We start from the raw sequence: 15,922 nt of genomic DNA, 5'->3' as shown, positions 1-15,922 counted from the left end.
TCGATAACTCGCAGGGCGGCAAAAAGGCCCGGCCCTGCGGGTTACATATGAAATACCTCCCTCCCTGAACAGCATTTGCTGGGTGTACAGCTGCTCTGAGTTGATCGATGTCAACAGAGTATGGGTCTCGTGGCTGCATTTGTTGCTAAATTCCCCTAGTATCCGTCATGTAATTCCCTGCATTTATGGCATACGCTAGGTTGTATGCGCTACCGTTATTGTCTGTTTCACAGCGTAGTGAAGAACTGGGAAAGTTCATGCGGAAGAATCAATAAGAAAAGATGTAACGCATTGTAATGAAACGACTTAAACGAAACCAAAGCATATGGCTAGTATTAAAGGTCTGATACCTGATCTTAATTCCTATCGTGGCCGTTATACCCTACTTTCAATTTTGGTCGGTGTGGCATTGGTCACCTTTGCCTACCTTGGCTGGAATCTGGTAAACAGCACCAGTCAAAGACAGATTGACAATATTACCGCCAGAACAGTAGCTGCCGGCATCCTGGCTGATGCTCAAACCCAACTGAATCAGTTGGAAAATAATCTCCAGCGTATTCTCAATGAGCCGGTTAAAGGGAATCTGGTTCATACTGAGAACACATTACTCAGCCTGGAACAGGTGCTTCTCGATCTGACGGATTCCCTGAAGCGGTTGCCTTTGGACGAGGTTGACTTGGCGGAGGGTCTGCTCGAGGAAAAGCTTGCGCTGGAAAGGGAGGTTAAAAATCTGATCGATGTCCGGCAGGATGTGGAGGGCTGGTTTCCCGCCATGAATCTTATGTTGGAGGAGATGTATCCGCACAACAAGGGAGTTCTCAGTGAACTTCAGCTGTTACGTCAGGAGGTGGATGTTGGATTTCCCCTTGATCAACAGGTCGCTGTGATTAGTCAGATTTCTGCTTTACAAAGACTCTGGATGGGCTTGACCGGAGAATTGCGTCTGATGGTGGCAAACCGATTCGGCCTGTTTGCATCCAATCAGGATAGTGAGTTCCAAGGGCGTAATGATGCTATAACCGATTTTGCGGAACGCTTTATCCAGACATTGCAGATCTTGGAAAACCACTTCGAATACAATAATGAGGAATTCATACTTTCCGATAGTTTGGTGGCTATGGGGGCCCACTACAAATCCTGGATGAAAGGATATCAACGGGTCTTGGTGTTCATGGATAAGCCAACCTGGCGCATGGACCTGCATATCATGCGTGAAAAGGTCACCCCGCTGTTGGATAGCATGCGTCAGCGCTTCTCGCTTATCGACCTCGCTCTCGATTCCCAAGCGGCGGATGGCATCACGCAACTCACTCAAACCGCAAAGCGGTTATCGGTATCGATTCTGGCGATGGCCATGCTGGGATTGCTGATTCTGTTTGCAGCCTTTCAGTTCATCAAGCGCAATCTGTTGCTTCCTATCGGGCAGACCGCCAAGGCATTGAAGCAGGAAGCCAGCGGTGGCTTGGAATCGAATGCACCGTCCAACAGCAATTTGAAGGAGATACAGGATTTAGTGGATGCCTTCAGTGAAATGCGTAAGCAGGTGCATAACCGCCAGCGTCACCTCGACCATGTGGCACACCATGATGCGCTGACCCAGCTACCTAATCGAGTTCTGTTTCATGACCGTCTTGAACATGCCCTGGCGATTGCCCTCAGAGGGGATGGATTGATCGGTCTCATGTTTCTCGATCTGGACCGTTTTAAACAGGTCAACGACAGCCTGGGACATTTGGCCGGCGATGAGCTTTTGAAACGTATCGCCGAACGCTTGACTTCTATCGTGCGAAGCTCCGATACCGTGGCCAGGTTGAGTGGTGATGAATTTGCTATTTTGATTGAAGGAGTCAACAGTCGCGAAGATATGGCGCCTCTCGCCGAGAAAATACTGCGTGCGGTGGAGCAGCCGGTTCAGGTGGCCGGCCAGGAGTTGTGCGTCACCGCATCCATAGGCATAGCGATGGCGCCCTTTGATGATGTTTCAGCCGACTATCTTATCCGTGATGCCGATACCGCCATGTATGAGGCAAAACGGCACGGGCGTGCAGCTTATTGTTTCTTCAGCGGTGAAATGACAGAACGTGCTGCAGAGGGGCTTAAGTATGAACATGAGGTTCGCCAGGGTGTGGAGGCAGGACAATTCCACTACCACTTTCAACCCATCTTTGAGTCGATCAACGGCAAGTTGCTCTGTTACGAGGCACTGCTGCGCTGGCAGCACCCGCAGCGCGGAACTCTTACTCCGGATCACTTTTTAACAGTGCTGAACGACACAGGCCTCATCACCTCTCTTTTCGGTCCGCTTTTTGAGCAGGCGCTCCATTTCCAAAATGAACACGGCGATAAGGGAGACAAGGTGGCCATCTCCATCAATCTTTCCGCCAGACTGCTTAATGATCCGGTCTTCTGCCGTAATCTCCTCGAGAGTCTGGTGGCGGGAAAGATGGCGCCCCGCAGCCTGATCCTGGAAATAACCGAGGACACGCTTACACAGGAATTGGCGGAAGCCGACCAGTTCCTGCAACAGGCCAAGTCTTTAGGAGTGAGAGTCGCACTGGATGATTTTGGGACCGGTCAGGCCTCTCTCAGCCACTTGCGACAATTTCCGTTTGATCTGTTGAAGATCGACAGGGAATTTATCCACGGTGTCGTTGCAGACAGCAACGATGCCAGCCTTGTGCGCGCGATGATACAGTTGGCGCATGCCTTCAATATCGATGTCATTGCCGAAGGTGTCGAGAACGAGAGCCAGCTGGCTTTTCTTCAGCAACAGGGATGCGATTACGTACAAGGCTATCTGGTCGGTATACCCAGACATCAGCAGCAATCCTCAGAGGTATTTAAGGCCGGGCTGTTGTTTGAAACCTAATCCATTTCCTGTGCTGGCCACTACAGCACGACATTCACTGAATTGTTGATCGTCAGAAGCGCAAAATTGGTTGTGCAAGGCCTTGACACAGTAGAGAAAGTACCGTAGATTTCGCGCTCCACTTTGCATGCGGTACCCGAGCAGGATACCTGGCAGAGACCTGTCCCCATCGTCTAGAGGCCTAGGACACTGGCCTTTCACGCCGGTAACAGGGGTTCGACTCCCCTTGGGGACGCCATATCCAATGTATGCCGGGCGTTTCGGTTTCCTCAACCGCCCGATTCCCAGTATTCGCTGGTCGCTGGTGACCGCCTCACGGACACTTTCACAGCTGGCAATTCTTCTAGGGCATGCTCCACTTGCAATTTCCAAGTTATTGACACTCGAGCGTTCTATACCCCAGCATTCGGTTGGAAGTACCTGCCCACTGCCCAGTTTCAAAACGGACCTATGAGTGCAACTGGGCGAGTGGGCGGGGTATAGGAATCATGTACTGTGACTGTTCCTCCTCAATGGCTTTGTATGAGGTATTAAATCCCGATCAGGAAGCAGTGGTAGACCAATTCACATCTATTTGCCGAGCATGCTGTCGATGATACTCTCGCACTCGAGCCAATCCTCAACATCGTGTCCCGGTTCGAAGTTGCGTTGTTCGGCGCGATAGTAAGCCATGGTCGCTATCATCTCGTAGCGCTCCCTCGGACTGATAGAGGCTCTGGCGCTACGTTTTGTCATGGTTTTTTTTGCAACCCGTTTCTTACTGATTGCCTTTTTCTTTGTAACCTTTTTCTTACTCACCTTGGCTTTGGTTTTTTTTGTTGTGGTGCTCTTTTTCGTATTGCTATCCTGTTTGCTGGCCACGTTATTGCTCCTGGTATTAATTAGTTTGAAAACAAATTTTAGTATCTGTGTGTGGCAGTTCCACTACAGCTGTTTATAGGCGATTCGCTGATGGATTGTCCAGTCATTATTAGGTGATGACGCTGGGTTTTGTGCGCCCGGTTCGATGCTCGATTTCAGCCAGGGCCAAAGCGATATCCACCAGTCGCGTCATGACGGACTCGGTCGATTGTGTCTGCTTGGACGGATCGGTCTCGTAGGCCTCCAGATAGACACGTAAAGTCGCTCCCTCAGTACCGGTTCCCGAAAGCCTGAAAACGATTCTCGAACCGTCGCTGAACCCCACTCTTATTCCCTGGCGTTCCGATATGCTTCCATCTACGGGGTCCGTGTAGGCGAAGTCGTCGGCATACTCAACACGATAGCCGCTCAAGGTTTGACCGGGAAGGGTGGGGAGCTTTTCCCGCAATGCGTCCATTAGATTTTCAGCATCGGCTTTGTCGATGGCTTCGTAGTCGTAACGGGTATAGTAGTTTCTGCCAAAGGCCTTCCAGTGATCGGTGACGATTTTCTCCACGGACTGCTGTTTGACGGCGAGTAGATTGAGCCAGAACAGTACCGACCAGAGCCCGTCCTTTTCGCGGATATGATCGGATCCGGTGCCAAAGCTCTCTTCGCCGCAGAGTGTGATTTTTCGGCCGTCCAGCAGATTGCCGAAAAACTTCCACCCTGTTGGGGTTTCGAAGCAGAGCAGTCCAAGCTTATCCGCCACCCGATCCGCCGCCTGGCTGGTGGGCATGGAGCGTGCCACGCCGCTGATGCCGCCGGAATAGCCTTTGATGAGATGGGCGTTGGCCGCCATGACGGCCAGACTGTCGCTGGGTGTGACAAAAAAGTTGCGGCCTAAAATCATATTCCTGTCGCCATCACCGTCTGAAGCCGCAGCGAAGTTGACGGCACCGGTGCCGCGGGTGAGCTCGACAAGCTGATGCGCATGAACCAGGTTGGGATCAGGATGGCCGCCACCGAAGTCGATTTTGGGTATGCCGTTAATCACTGTTCCGGGTTCAGCACCCAGTCTTCCCTCAAGAATCTCTGTGGCATATGGACCTGTAACCGCATGCATGGCATCGAAGCGCATGGAAAACATACCGGAATCGAAGAGTTTTCGAATCCGGTCAAAGTCAAACAGTTCCATCATCAGATCGGCATAGTCGTCGACCGGATCGATGATGTTGATCTGGGTATCACCCAGGCTGATTTTTCCCGGGTTGTCCAGGTCGATAGGAGGGGTCTGTAAAATCCGGTATTCATCGATTTCAGTCGTCCGATGAAAGATTGCCTCAGTGACCGTTTCCGGTGCCGGTCCTCCGTGGGGTGTGTTGAATTTGATGCCGAAATCTTCGTCGGGGCCGCCAGGGTTATGACTGGCTGACAGGATGATGCCTCCAGCGGTGTCATATTTGCGGATAATGCAGGAGGCAGCGGGTGTCGACAGCAGTCCGCCTCTGCCGAGCAAGACCTGTTTCACACCATTGGCGCTGGCCATGCGCAAGATGATCTGGATCGCTTCGCGGTTGTAGTATCGACCGTCCCCGCCGAGTACGAGGATGCCCCCTCTCAGATCCGTCTGTGTGTCGAAAATGGCTTGGACAAAATTTTCCAGATAGTGAGGTGTTTGAAAAACTTTGACTTTTTTTCTGAGACCCGATGTGCCGGGGCGTTGATCGTCGTAGGGTTGAGTATTGATTGTGACAATGTTCATATGCTTCTCGTTGCGGCCGTTGTCGAATTTTTCTATATGGTGCGTTATTCATACCCATATGGGAACCCCGGCTGCTGTGACAATTCATTGTCGGGACGGTCTCGGGTGTATGACGGATGCTGGTGTCAGAAAACACAATTAATCAATGGGTTATGGGGGTTCTGCCTGATCTGTTTTAGATGCGGGAAACGGTTTGCAGCAATTGGCTGTGCATAGACCGGGTATTGATCCATTGCTTATGACCTCAATCTCTCGACTTCTTGATTTATCCTGCGTATCTTATTTCGAACTTATTTGGCCCCGGATCCTGCTGACTTTTTAATGCCAATGGGTTAATCCAAATTCCGAATGATGAAGGATGTGAGAAATGATCATCAATAAGCTGAATCATTTAAATATGGAACTGATCTTCGGGGGCAAACCCCTCGTCTATACCTGTCTTGCTTGTGGCATGGGATTGGCCGCAAATACAGGCACGCTTTATGCCGCTGACTGGGTGATATCTCCAAGTATCGGAATTCAGCAGATTTACACCGATAATGCGAATCTGACCCATGAAGATGAGGTGAGCGACAACATTACAGTGGTAAGGCCCACCCTGTCGATCTACAAGGAGGGGGCCAGGGCAAATTTGGATTTCAACTATGCACCGGAATACCGTCACTATTGGGATGAGACGGAAGACAATGAAGTTGTCCATTTTATGCGCACCGAGGGTAATGTGGAGATTGCCGAAAACCATTTCTACCTCGATGGCTGGCTGAGAGCGGACAGGACAAACATCACCAGTACCGGCAGATCAGGCATCGGCGGCTTGACCGGTACCGAGGATGATACGGATTTCTATTCGGTAGGTCTGAGCCCCTATTTTACTGCCAGGCTGGGTGATTTCAGTGTCGTTGAGGTTCGGTTTACCGGGGACAGAATCAACTATTCTGAAGATCTCGACAACGATAGTACAGGCAGGCGGGGTGAGATTGCATTTGGTAACGGCAGCATGTTCACTAACCAGATATGGGAAGTCTTATATCAACAGAGCGATGTGGATTATGAAAATCTGGACGATGACAATGAGACGAAGATATTCCGTGCGGAACTGATACAAAAAATCACCAATCAGTGGTCAGCCGCCTTTTCGGCCGGTTATGAGGAGTATGATTTAGCGGTTGCTGATGATAGAGACGACTCTACATGGAGTATCGGAGCTATTTACACACCCAACCCCAGGACACGTTTTGCGCTCGGTGTCGGTGAGCGGTCGTTTGGTGATGACTATTATTTCGATTTCAGTCACAGAACGGGCAGGACTATATGGACCGCCAGCTATGAACAGGATTTTGTCAGTGCCCGCGATGAACTGAGTACACAGCCGCTGTTCGAGCGCCAGGATGCATTCGGCAATCTGGTAAGGGATCCCATTCTGGAGTCGTCCCCTGTCACTGTACGTGCTGCGTACAGTCCCTCCATCACAGAGGATTTTTATGAGAGCAAGCGGTTTTCCACGGAGTTCACTTATCAGACAACCAGGACTTCAATTAACCTGAGGGGGCGTTATCTGGAACGTCTCTATGACCGCTCCGGTAGAGATACGGAAGATATCGAGTTAAGCGTATTGCTGACAAGAAGGCTTGCCCGGTTGACAAGCGGGTACATTCAAATCACTGGCATAGATCACGAAGAAGAGGTTTTGGTCTACGATCAATTGACAGCCACGCTGGGTGTAAGTTACCAGTTCGGTACTAATAGCAGAGTCGGTTTCAACATCACCCATCTCGAGCGAGATGCGGATACGGATGTTGATAGTTACGAAGAGAATCACGCGAGTCTCAATGTCACCTCAGCTTTTTAGGGCCTGTTAACACTAATCCAATGCGCCCTGTTGTGCCTGAAAAAGCGCCAATCAAGGCGCACCCCAAGGGCACTTCCGTCGGGGCGCAACCCGAAGGGCTGGGGCTGTTTTCGCCCCAGCGGCGTTATCATTCGCTCATGTAGAATAACTACACTACGCTCATTCTGCCTTGCTGGGCACGAAAACAGCCCCAGCAGGGCGCATTGGATTAGTGTTAACAGGCCCTAATTGAATTGGGTTCTTGAAATTAGCGTTGGAATCCCCATATTAAGCGACGACAAAAAAATCCAAACCACCGAAAAACCGTCAATCTAAACCAATTGGAGTTCTAATCTAAAGATGACTGTCGAAGCTCATAAGGAAACCCTTGATTTTCAAGCAGAAGTTAGTCAGGTGCTCAACCTGGTAATTCGATCGCTATACAGTAACAAAGAGATTTTTCTGCGCGAATTAGTCTCCAATGCCTCCGATGCGGCGGAAAAACTGAGGTTTGAAGCCCTGACGGACGAGGCCCTGTTCGAGGACGATCCCGAACTCAGGGTGCGGGTAACCCTCGACAAAGAGGCGGGAACCGTCACCATCTCCGACAACGGTATCGGAATGAGCCGACAGGAGGTTGCCGAGACTATCGGCACCATTGCCAGTTCAGGCACACGCAAATTTTTTGAAGCCATGTCCGGAGACCAGACCAAGGACAGCGAATTGATCGGCCAGTTCGGTGTCGGTTTCTATTCCGCCTTTATCGTTGCCGATAAGGTGACGCTGCTGACGCGTCGGGCCGGCCTGGGCCAGGAGCATGGCGTTCGCTGGGAATCGGACGGAGAGGGTTCGTTCACCATCGAAAACGTGGATAAGGCAACCCGCGGCACCGACGTCGTTCTCCATCTGCGTGAGGATGAGAAGGATTTTATAGAGAGCTATCGGCTACGATCCATCATCTCCAAGTTCTCCGACCACATCACCATTCCGGTGGAGATGGAGAAGGAGCATTACGGCGAGGACGAGGAGAAACCCGAGACAGCGGAATTTGAACGGGTCAATAAAGGAACTGCGCTGTGGATGCGCAATCGGAGCGATATCTCGGAAGAGGAGTATCATGAGTTTTACAAACACGTCTCTCACGACTTCGAGAATCCACTGACCCACGTCCACAACAAGGTCGAGGGAAACAATGAATATACAGCCCTGCTCTACATACCTCAGCGAGCGCCGTTCGATCTCTGGGACAGGGATCAAAAACACGGCGTGAAACTGTTTGTGCGGCGGGTGTTCATCATGGACGAGGCGGATAAGCTCATGCCCCGCTATCTACGCTTTGTGAAAGGCGTGGTGGATTCGGATGATCTGCCGCTGAACGTATCGCGTGAAATCCTGCAACATAACCGCAAGATAGACACCATCAGGCAGGCCAATGTAAAACGCATTATGTCTGCGTTGGAGAAACTGGCGGAATCAGACAAGGAAAAGTATCAGACCTTCTGGGATGAGTTCGGTAAGGTGATGAAGGAAGGGCCGGCGGAAGACTATGCCAATCGTGATCGAATTGCCGGTTTGTTGCGTTTTGCCACAACCCACAATGAGACGGACGAGCAGAACGTATCCCTGGTGGATTATGTTTCCCGCATGCAGGAGGGTCAGGATAAAATCTACTATATCACCGCCGATTCGCCCGCGGCCGCGCGTTTCAGCCCACATCTCGAAGTGCTGAAAAAGAAAGGCGTCGAGGTATTGTTGCTGTCTGACCGGGTCGACGAATGGCTGGTGACAAGTCTTACCGAATTTGATGGTAAGCAGCTGCAGTCGGTGGCCAAGGGCGCCCTCGATCTGGGAGAGCTGGAAGACAAGGAAGAGAAGGAGAGCAGCGAGAAGCAGTCAGAGGAGCATAAGGAACTGTTGCAACGTATGCAGGATGTGTTGGGCGAGGCGGTTAAGGAGATCCGTGTAAGCCAGCGCCTGACCGACTCCCCGGCCTGTCTTGTGGTGGAGGAGCATGATATGAGCGCCAATCTCGCCAGGGTTCTCAAATCGGTTGGACAGGACGCACCTCAAACCAAACCTATCATGGAGATCAATGCCGAACATCCACTGGTTGAGCGCCTGGAGGGTGAACAGGATGGTGACAAATTTGGCGATTTGACTAAGGTGTTGTTCGATCAGGCTCAACTTGCCGAAGGTGGACAGTTGGATGATCCCGCTGCTTTCGTGAGGCGACTTAATAGTTTAATGCTAAAGTTGACTGCAGGCTGATAGTGAGCCTGTCGCCTATCCCTGAATGATAAGCTTTAATCAGCCGTATCGGATCGAAGGGGGAGGGACCCCCCTTCATAAATGCCCTATATCCACCTATTGATAGCCTCAACTGGTTCAGGCAGCCAGGGCGTGGCAAACTTCCTCGATCCTTATAACAAACCAAAGGAGTATCATTATGCGCGTCATACTGCTCGGCGGACCGGGAGCCGGTAAAGGCACACAGGCCAATTACATCAAAGAGAAATACCAAATTCCGCAAATTTCCACTGGAGATATGCTGCGGGCCCATGTCAAGGCCGGCACGGAACTGGGTATTGCAGCGAAGAAGATCATGGATGAGGGCGGCTTGGTTTCGGATGACATCATCATGGGCATGGTGAAGGAGCGGATTGCCGAGGATGACTGCAACAATGGATATCTGTTCGATGGTTTTCCCCGTACCATCCCTCAGGCTGAATCACTTAAAGAGGCAGGTGTGCCGATCGATGCGGTCGTAGAGATCGATGTGCCCGATGATGAAATCATCAAGCGTATGTCCGGTCGTCGTGTGCACCTTGCGTCGGGCCGGACCTACCATATCATCTATAACCCCCCAAAAACTAAGGGTAAAGATGATGTCACCGGCGAAGATCTCATACAGCGCGATGATGACCAGGAAGAGACGGTAAAAGCCCGGCTGAAAGTCTACCATGACCAGACCGAGCCACTTGTCAGTTTCTACTCCAAAGAGGCGGATTCAGGTGACTGCAAGTATCTGAAAATCAATGGGGTAGGGGGTGTTGACGAGATTCGGGAGCAGATCTTCCAAGGCTTGGGATAGATCTGTACGGGTGAGTTTCCTGAAACAGTCATTGGAGAGGTCGTGCATGCGGGAGGCCTCTCTGAAATCCCTCCCCATTTGAATGTAGCTTGTTCTGTATTCAAACGGGTCGAAAATCATGGTCATGAGCCTGTTTCGAGAGCTATTAATGTCCAACAAGCATTAAGTTGGCTATTCTGATACCATCAATCCAATTTTTTGAGAATTATCAAGGGGCCGTGTTGTGGCAGTAGTAGAACTGACAAAAGATAACTTCGAATCGACGATTACAGAGAACGATTTTGTCATCATTGATTTCTGGGCTCCCTGGTGTGGACCGTGCCGCTCTTTTGCACCTACCTATGAGTCGGTTTCCGAGGATCATGACAATATCGTCTTCGGCAAGGTCAATACCGAGGAAGAGCAGGAGTTGGCGATGCATTTTCAGGTGCGCTCGATTCCTACGCTGATGATCTTCCGCGACAATATCATCATCTTCTCTCAACCGGGAGCGCTGCCTGAATCCGCATTTCGCGAACTGTTGAGTAAAGCGGGTGAGCTGGATATGGATGAGGTTCGCGCGCAAATCGAAGCAGAACAGCAGAAGGGGCAAAACGCCTGATTTCTTGTTCAACCTCTTCGTGAGTTGTCCGGCATAGGTGTTATATCGCGGCCAAGCCAAAGTGCCGGGCCGCTAAAGGCGATCGTCGAATCAGAGTGGAATGATGCCAGTGTACCGGATGCAGTGAGATCCGCGGGATTGCATAGTATTGCCTGATCCCTGTTTTGGTTCATAACCCTGGATGATGCTATCAAACCAGGGTTTCTTTATTCTCCCCACATTTGGATGCCTGTCGAATACTCGAGCTTCTACCGTCTCGCTATACTATTGCATACTGAGAGAAGTCGGAGTTGAATCTATATTATGTACCGAAGCGGTTACCCATGGAGCATAAACAAAATGTTGGCCAAAAGGCCAAGCGTGGGTATGGTGCTGGATCTTAGTGAGGAAAACTATGCGTTATTGATGCGTTTGGCGCCATGCCTTGCGGAGATGTCAGGCCAATATCAATCCAACCTTGAGCATGGGATGGATCTCTATCTCGAAGTCATGGAGCAGACCCCTTATACATCACTTGTTCACTTAACCTACTATTTCAGTCATGCTGTCGGTGATTACCCTGACCCTGATGCAACGCTCAGGGTCTATCATGACTCCAGCCAGATCGATGTCCTGGATCTTCGACAATCGAGCCTGCCCCTGCACCGATGGGGTGATAATCCCACCCTGGAGCAGCGCTGGCGGATCAACCTTTTTCTGACTAAATGGTTGCAATATTGTGTTGCGCAAGGACATGGGTTTATAATTAAAAATCATATAGTTACAAATGGATATCTGCAGCCTGAATATACTTGAGTAAAGTACAGGGAATAAGCGATTTAATTACTTAGGGTACTCGCCGTGACCGGCAGTTTGGGGTACATTAGGTCGATATGTATTACAACCGGGATAACTCTTGAAGCGACAAAGGAATGCAATTCCGGTCAGTTAAATAGATACAAGAAGGACCTGATGAGATATAGAGATGATAAAAGTTCTACTGGTTGATGATCACGAGCTGATCAGAACCGGTGTAAAGGGGATCTTGGATAAGGCGCACGATATCGATGTCGCTGGAGAAGCGTCAAGCGGTGAAGAGGCGATTGAGTTGGTACAAAAGACCTCTCCCGACTTAGTACTGATGGATGTCAATATGCCGGGCATGGGCGGTATTGAAGCAACCCGCAGGCTATTGCGTATCAAACCTGATCTGAAGGTGATAGCCCTTACCATTCTTGATGAAGATCCCTTTCCCTCCCGCCTGCATGAGGTGGGCGCAATGGGTTTTCTCACCAAGGGATGTCCGGCCGATGAGATGCTGCGCGCCATCAAGGCTGTCTACGAAGGTCATCACTACATCGCGTCTGATGTGGCCAGGAAACATGCATTGATGGAGTGGCATGGGAATTCAGAGAATCCCTTTAAGATGCTGTCATCGAGGGAAGTGCAGGTATTGCTGCAGATACTGGAGGGACACAAGAACCTGGAAATATCCGATATCCTCTCCCTGAGTCCAAAAACTGTCAGCACCTATCGGCAACGTATATACGATAAGCTCGATATCAAAAATGACGTTGAATTGACGCGCCTTGCCTATCGGCATGGCATATTGAAAGATTCCGAAAACCATTCATGACCTTCGACGCCAAGTGTCGTCTTTGCCCCCGTTTGGTTGATTTTCTTGGCCGGGTGAAAGCGGATTACCCAGACTACCATGCTGCCCCGGTTGCGCCTTTCGGCGATAATGATGCTCAACTGCTGATTGTCGGTCTGGCGCCGGGGTTGCATGGCGCCAATGCCACGGGTCGACCCTTTACCGGTGATCACGCCGGTATCCTGCTCTATCAGACACTCCACCAGTTCGGTTTTGCAAATCAACCTGAAGCCAGCTCGCGTAACGACGGCCTTCAGTTGCAAAATTGCAGAATCACCAATGCCGTGAAGTGTCTTCCGCCTCAAAACAAGCCGATCGGCAGTGAAATCAACACCTGCAACGGGTTTCTACAGCATGAACTGGAAAATATGCCGGCGAGGAGTATTGTCATTAGCCTGGGATCGATCGCCCATCAGGCGGTGATCAAGGCCCTTGGGCTTAGGCAGAAGGCCTATCCGTTTTCCCACGGTATGGAGCATCAGCTCGACGAACGGCACTTGATGATCGACTCCTATCACTGCAGTCGTTACAACACCCAAACCCGCAGGCTCACCCCGGCGATGTTTAAAAAGGTCTTTCGGCGTGCCAGGAAACTGCTCGACGGTCGATAACCCGATCACTGGTGTGTCCCACATTCGCCGGCTCCATCGAACAAATCCAGTGCGGTCCGTTTTTTTGTGAAGATTGGTTACCCAGGTGGTGTTGCTTTCACCGTGAGCCTGTCGTCCCAGGGATAAAGATTGTTAATATCCCAAATTACCGGTACCACTTATTATTTGCGCCTGCAGAGCCGATTGGATCAGTGTTAACAGACTCTAGACCATGCAGCAGAATGAATTCGATCACACCGCCTTTCTCAAGACCCTGACCACCAGGCCAGGTGTCTATCGCATGGTCAACGCCGAGGGCAATGTACTCTATGTCGGCAAGGCCAGGAATCTGAAAAAGCGGGTGTCCAGTTACTTTACCCGCAGTCTCAATCGGCGCATTCAGATCATGGTGGGGCAGATTGCCCAGATTGAGGTCATCGTCACCCACACGGAGGCCGAAGCGCTGCTGCTCGAAAATCATCTCATCAAGTCACTCAAGCCCAAATACAATGTTCTGTTGCGGGATGACAAGAGTTACCCCTATATCTATCTCTCCACTGACCATACCTATCCCGCACTCTCCTTCAGACGAGGCGCACGGCGGGGAAAGGGGCGCTACTTCGGTCCCTATCCCAGCGCCGGGTCGACGCGTGAAACCCTCCAGGTACTGCAAAAGCTATTCCCTGTCCGTCAATGCGAAGAGAGTTTTTTTCGCAACCGATCGAGGGCGTGCCTGCAATATCAGATAAAGCGTTGCAGCGGACCCTGTGTCGGCTTGATCTCGACGCAGGCCTACGGGGAGGATGTACAGCATGCGGTACTTTTCCTGGAGGGCAAAACAAGCCAGGTGGTCGATGAACTGGTGGCGTGGATGGAGCGGGCCTCCGGCAATCTGGATTTTGAACAGGCGGCCATCTACCGGGATCAGATCAAGCATCTAAGGAGGATTCAGGAGCGGCAATATGTGAGTGGTGAAGGGGGGGATCTGGATATCGTTGCCCTGGCCAAGCGAGGGGGAAGTGCCTGTATCCAGGTGTTTTACATTCGCTCAGGACGGAACCTCGGCAACAAGTCGTTCTATCCATCGGTGCCCCGGGATGCCACCGATGAGACGATTCTGCAGGCGTTTGTCTCTCAATACTATCTGGAAAAACCGGTTCCCAACGAGATCATCCTCAATCACCGGTTGGCTGAGAAGGGGCTGCTGGAAGAGGTGCTCAGCCAACAGGCGGAGCGGCGGGTCCGTATCAGCAGCAGGGTACGTGGAGAGCGCGCACGCTGGTTGAAGATGGCGCAGGGGAATGCGGAACTCGCCCTGCAGGCCCGGCTCAGCGCCCAGGCCGGTATGGAGGAGCGGTTGCAGGCATTGCAGCAGGCCTTGCAACTGCCGGCTATCCCTGAGCGGATGGAGTGCTTCGATATCAGCCATACACGGGGTGAGTCGACTGTCGCATCCTGTGTTGTCTTCAATGAACAGGGGCCGCTGAAGTCCGATTACCGGCGCTTCAATATCGAAGACATCACCCCGGGGGACGATTATGCCGCCATGGCTCAGGCGCTGGAGCGCCGTTACCGCAGGGTTAAGAAAGGTGAAGTGGCGTTGCCTGATATACTTTTCATCGACGGTGGCAAGGGTCAGATCGGTGCTGTGCATGAGCGCCTGCAGGATCTCGGTATCTCGGGTTTGACCCTGGTTGGGGTGGCAAAGGGTGCAGACCGAAAGGTCGGTCAGGAACAGCTGTTCTTGTTGGGGCGCAGAGCACCCTTTATACTGCCTGCTGATTCACCAGCATTGCATTTAATCCAGCAGATTCGGGATGAAGCCCATCGTTTCGCCATAACAGCACACCGGCAGCGACGCTCGAAGAGCCGAAACCGGTCGGTTCTGGAACAGATTCCGGGCATAGGTCCCAAACGCAGACAGCGGCTGATGAAACAGTTTGGCGGCCTGCAAGAGCTTTCGAGGGCAGGGATAGAGGATATTTCCAGAGTCGAGGGGATCAGTACAGCCTTGGCGGAGCAGATCTATCACGCATTTCATGATAAGGGCTAGCGATTGAAAAATGTGGAATATTCCTAACATTCTCACACTGTTGCGAATAGTCTTGATACCGGTATTCGTACTGCTTTTCTATCTCCCGGTGGAGTGGGCGCGTCTCAGCTGTGCCGTGGTATTTTCAATCGCCGCCGTGACGGACTGGTTCGATGGCTACCTGGCCAGACGCTGGGGCCAGGTATCGCCGTTTGGCGCCTTTCTCGACCCGGTGGCGGACAAACTGATGGTGGCGGTCTCTCTGTTACTGCTCGTACAGTCGGAGCCGACACCGGCATTCGCTATCCCGGCGGCAGTCATCATCGGTCGTGAGATTACAATATCGGCCCTGCGTGAGTGGATGGCCGAACTGGGCGCCAGGACAATGGTGGCGGTCTCGTATATCGGTAAATTTAAGACAGCGGTGCAGATGATTGCCATTCTGCTGCTGATCTACGAAAAGCCGTTGTGGAATATTCCTGTTTATACCGTTGGCTTTGTGCTGCTCTATATTGCTGCCATACTCACACTCTGGTCGATGGTGATCTATATCCGGGCCGCCTTGCCCAGCCTGTTGGGAGAGCGTCAGATGGGTGGTTCATTGGAACGCAAGTAGTCGACCCCCGCCACACCATAGCGGGTTGATAGATTCACCAGGTCATATCATCCACCG

12 protein-coding genes and 1 tRNA gene are annotated in these 15,922 nt (G+C 51.5%); 11 read left to right on the top strand and 2 right to left on the bottom strand.

Going from position 1 to position 15,922, the window contains the following annotated elements; translation table 11 throughout:
- The first annotated feature begins 325 nt into the window (after nucleotides 1-325).
- Complete coding sequence (locus CODIS_RS04855) at nucleotides 326-2,869, top strand: putative bifunctional diguanylate cyclase/phosphodiesterase (protein WP_069121749.1); 2,544 nt, start codon at nucleotides 326-328, stop codon at nucleotides 2,867-2,869.
- A gap of 162 nt (nucleotides 2,870-3,031) precedes the next feature.
- Nucleotides 3,032-3,107 (top strand) — tRNA-Glu (locus tag CODIS_RS04850).
- Nucleotides 3,108-3,439: 332 nt separating this feature from the next.
- Here the strand turns inward: CODIS_RS04850 and CODIS_RS21300 are convergent.
- Both CODIS_RS21300 and CODIS_RS04840 read right to left on the bottom strand, forming a co-directional pair.
- Nucleotides 3,440-3,730, bottom strand: coding sequence for a DUF2934 domain-containing protein (locus tag CODIS_RS21300; RefSeq protein ID WP_069121748.1), 291 nt, complete (start codon nucleotides 3,728-3,730; stop codon nucleotides 3,440-3,442).
- A 109-nt stretch (nucleotides 3,731-3,839) separates the two neighbouring features.
- Entirely contained in the window at nucleotides 3,840-5,474 is a 1,635-nt protein-coding gene (locus CODIS_RS04840) for an alpha-D-glucose phosphate-specific phosphoglucomutase (RefSeq protein ID WP_069121747.1), read from the bottom strand.
- Nucleotides 5,475-5,841: 367 nt separating this feature from the next.
- Here CODIS_RS04840 and CODIS_RS04835 point away from each other — a divergent pair, with 367 nt between their 5' ends.
- The 9 genes from CODIS_RS04835 to pgsA all read left to right on the top strand — a co-directional run bounded on the left by CODIS_RS04835 (nucleotide 5,842) and on the right by pgsA (nucleotide 15,865).
- A complete protein-coding gene (locus CODIS_RS04835; RefSeq protein WP_069121746.1) occupies nucleotides 5,842-7,323 on the top strand; it encodes a TIGR03016 family PEP-CTERM system-associated outer membrane protein in 1,482 nt (493 codons plus the stop codon).
- Nucleotides 7,324-7,662: 339 nt separating this feature from the next.
- Nucleotides 7,663-9,570, top strand: coding sequence for a molecular chaperone HtpG (htpG, locus tag CODIS_RS04830; RefSeq protein WP_069121745.1), 1,908 nt, complete (start codon nucleotides 7,663-7,665; stop codon nucleotides 9,568-9,570).
- 178 nt (nucleotides 9,571-9,748) lie between these two features.
- The gene (gene adk, locus CODIS_RS04825) at nucleotides 9,749-10,393 is read left to right on the top strand and encodes an adenylate kinase (RefSeq protein WP_069121744.1); all 645 of its coding nucleotides are present in this window, start codon (nucleotides 9,749-9,751) and stop codon (nucleotides 10,391-10,393) included.
- Nucleotides 10,394-10,616: 223 nt separating this feature from the next.
- Nucleotides 10,617-10,994: a thioredoxin gene (trxA, locus tag CODIS_RS04820; protein ID WP_069121743.1), complete on the top strand. Its 378-nt coding sequence runs from the start codon at nucleotides 10,617-10,619 to the stop codon at nucleotides 10,992-10,994.
- Between the two features lie 339 nt (nucleotides 10,995-11,333).
- Nucleotides 11,334-11,789, top strand: a complete 456-nt coding sequence (locus CODIS_RS04815; protein ID WP_069121742.1) for a DUF1249 domain-containing protein — start codon at nucleotides 11,334-11,336, stop codon at nucleotides 11,787-11,789.
- A 169-nt stretch (nucleotides 11,790-11,958) separates the two neighbouring features.
- Entirely contained in the window at nucleotides 11,959-12,609 is a 651-nt protein-coding gene (locus CODIS_RS04810; protein WP_069121741.1) for a response regulator, read from the top strand.
- Entirely contained in the window at nucleotides 12,606-13,238 is a 633-nt protein-coding gene (locus tag CODIS_RS04805; protein WP_069121740.1) for a uracil-DNA glycosylase, read from the top strand. The genes CODIS_RS04810 and CODIS_RS04805 overlap by 4 nt, the downstream gene beginning before the upstream one ends.
- A 211-nt stretch (nucleotides 13,239-13,449) precedes the next feature.
- On the top strand, nucleotides 13,450-15,270 hold the full coding sequence (gene uvrC / locus CODIS_RS04800; protein WP_069121739.1) for an excinuclease ABC subunit UvrC: 1,821 nt from the start codon (nucleotides 13,450-13,452) through the stop codon (nucleotides 15,268-15,270).
- A 10-nt stretch (nucleotides 15,271-15,280) separates the two neighbouring features.
- Nucleotides 15,281-15,865: a CDP-diacylglycerol--glycerol-3-phosphate 3-phosphatidyltransferase gene (pgsA, locus tag CODIS_RS04795; RefSeq protein WP_069121738.1), complete on the top strand. Its 585-nt coding sequence runs from the start codon at nucleotides 15,281-15,283 to the stop codon at nucleotides 15,863-15,865.
- The last annotated feature ends 57 nt before the right edge of the window (nucleotides 15,866-15,922 follow it).

Origin of the sequence: Candidatus Thiodiazotropha endolucinida (assembly GCF_001715975.1) — a bacterium.
GTDB lineage: Bacteria > Pseudomonadota > Gammaproteobacteria > Chromatiales > Chromatiaceae > Thiodiazotropha > Thiodiazotropha endolucinida.
This window is presented reverse-complemented; position numbering and strand designations above follow the sequence as displayed.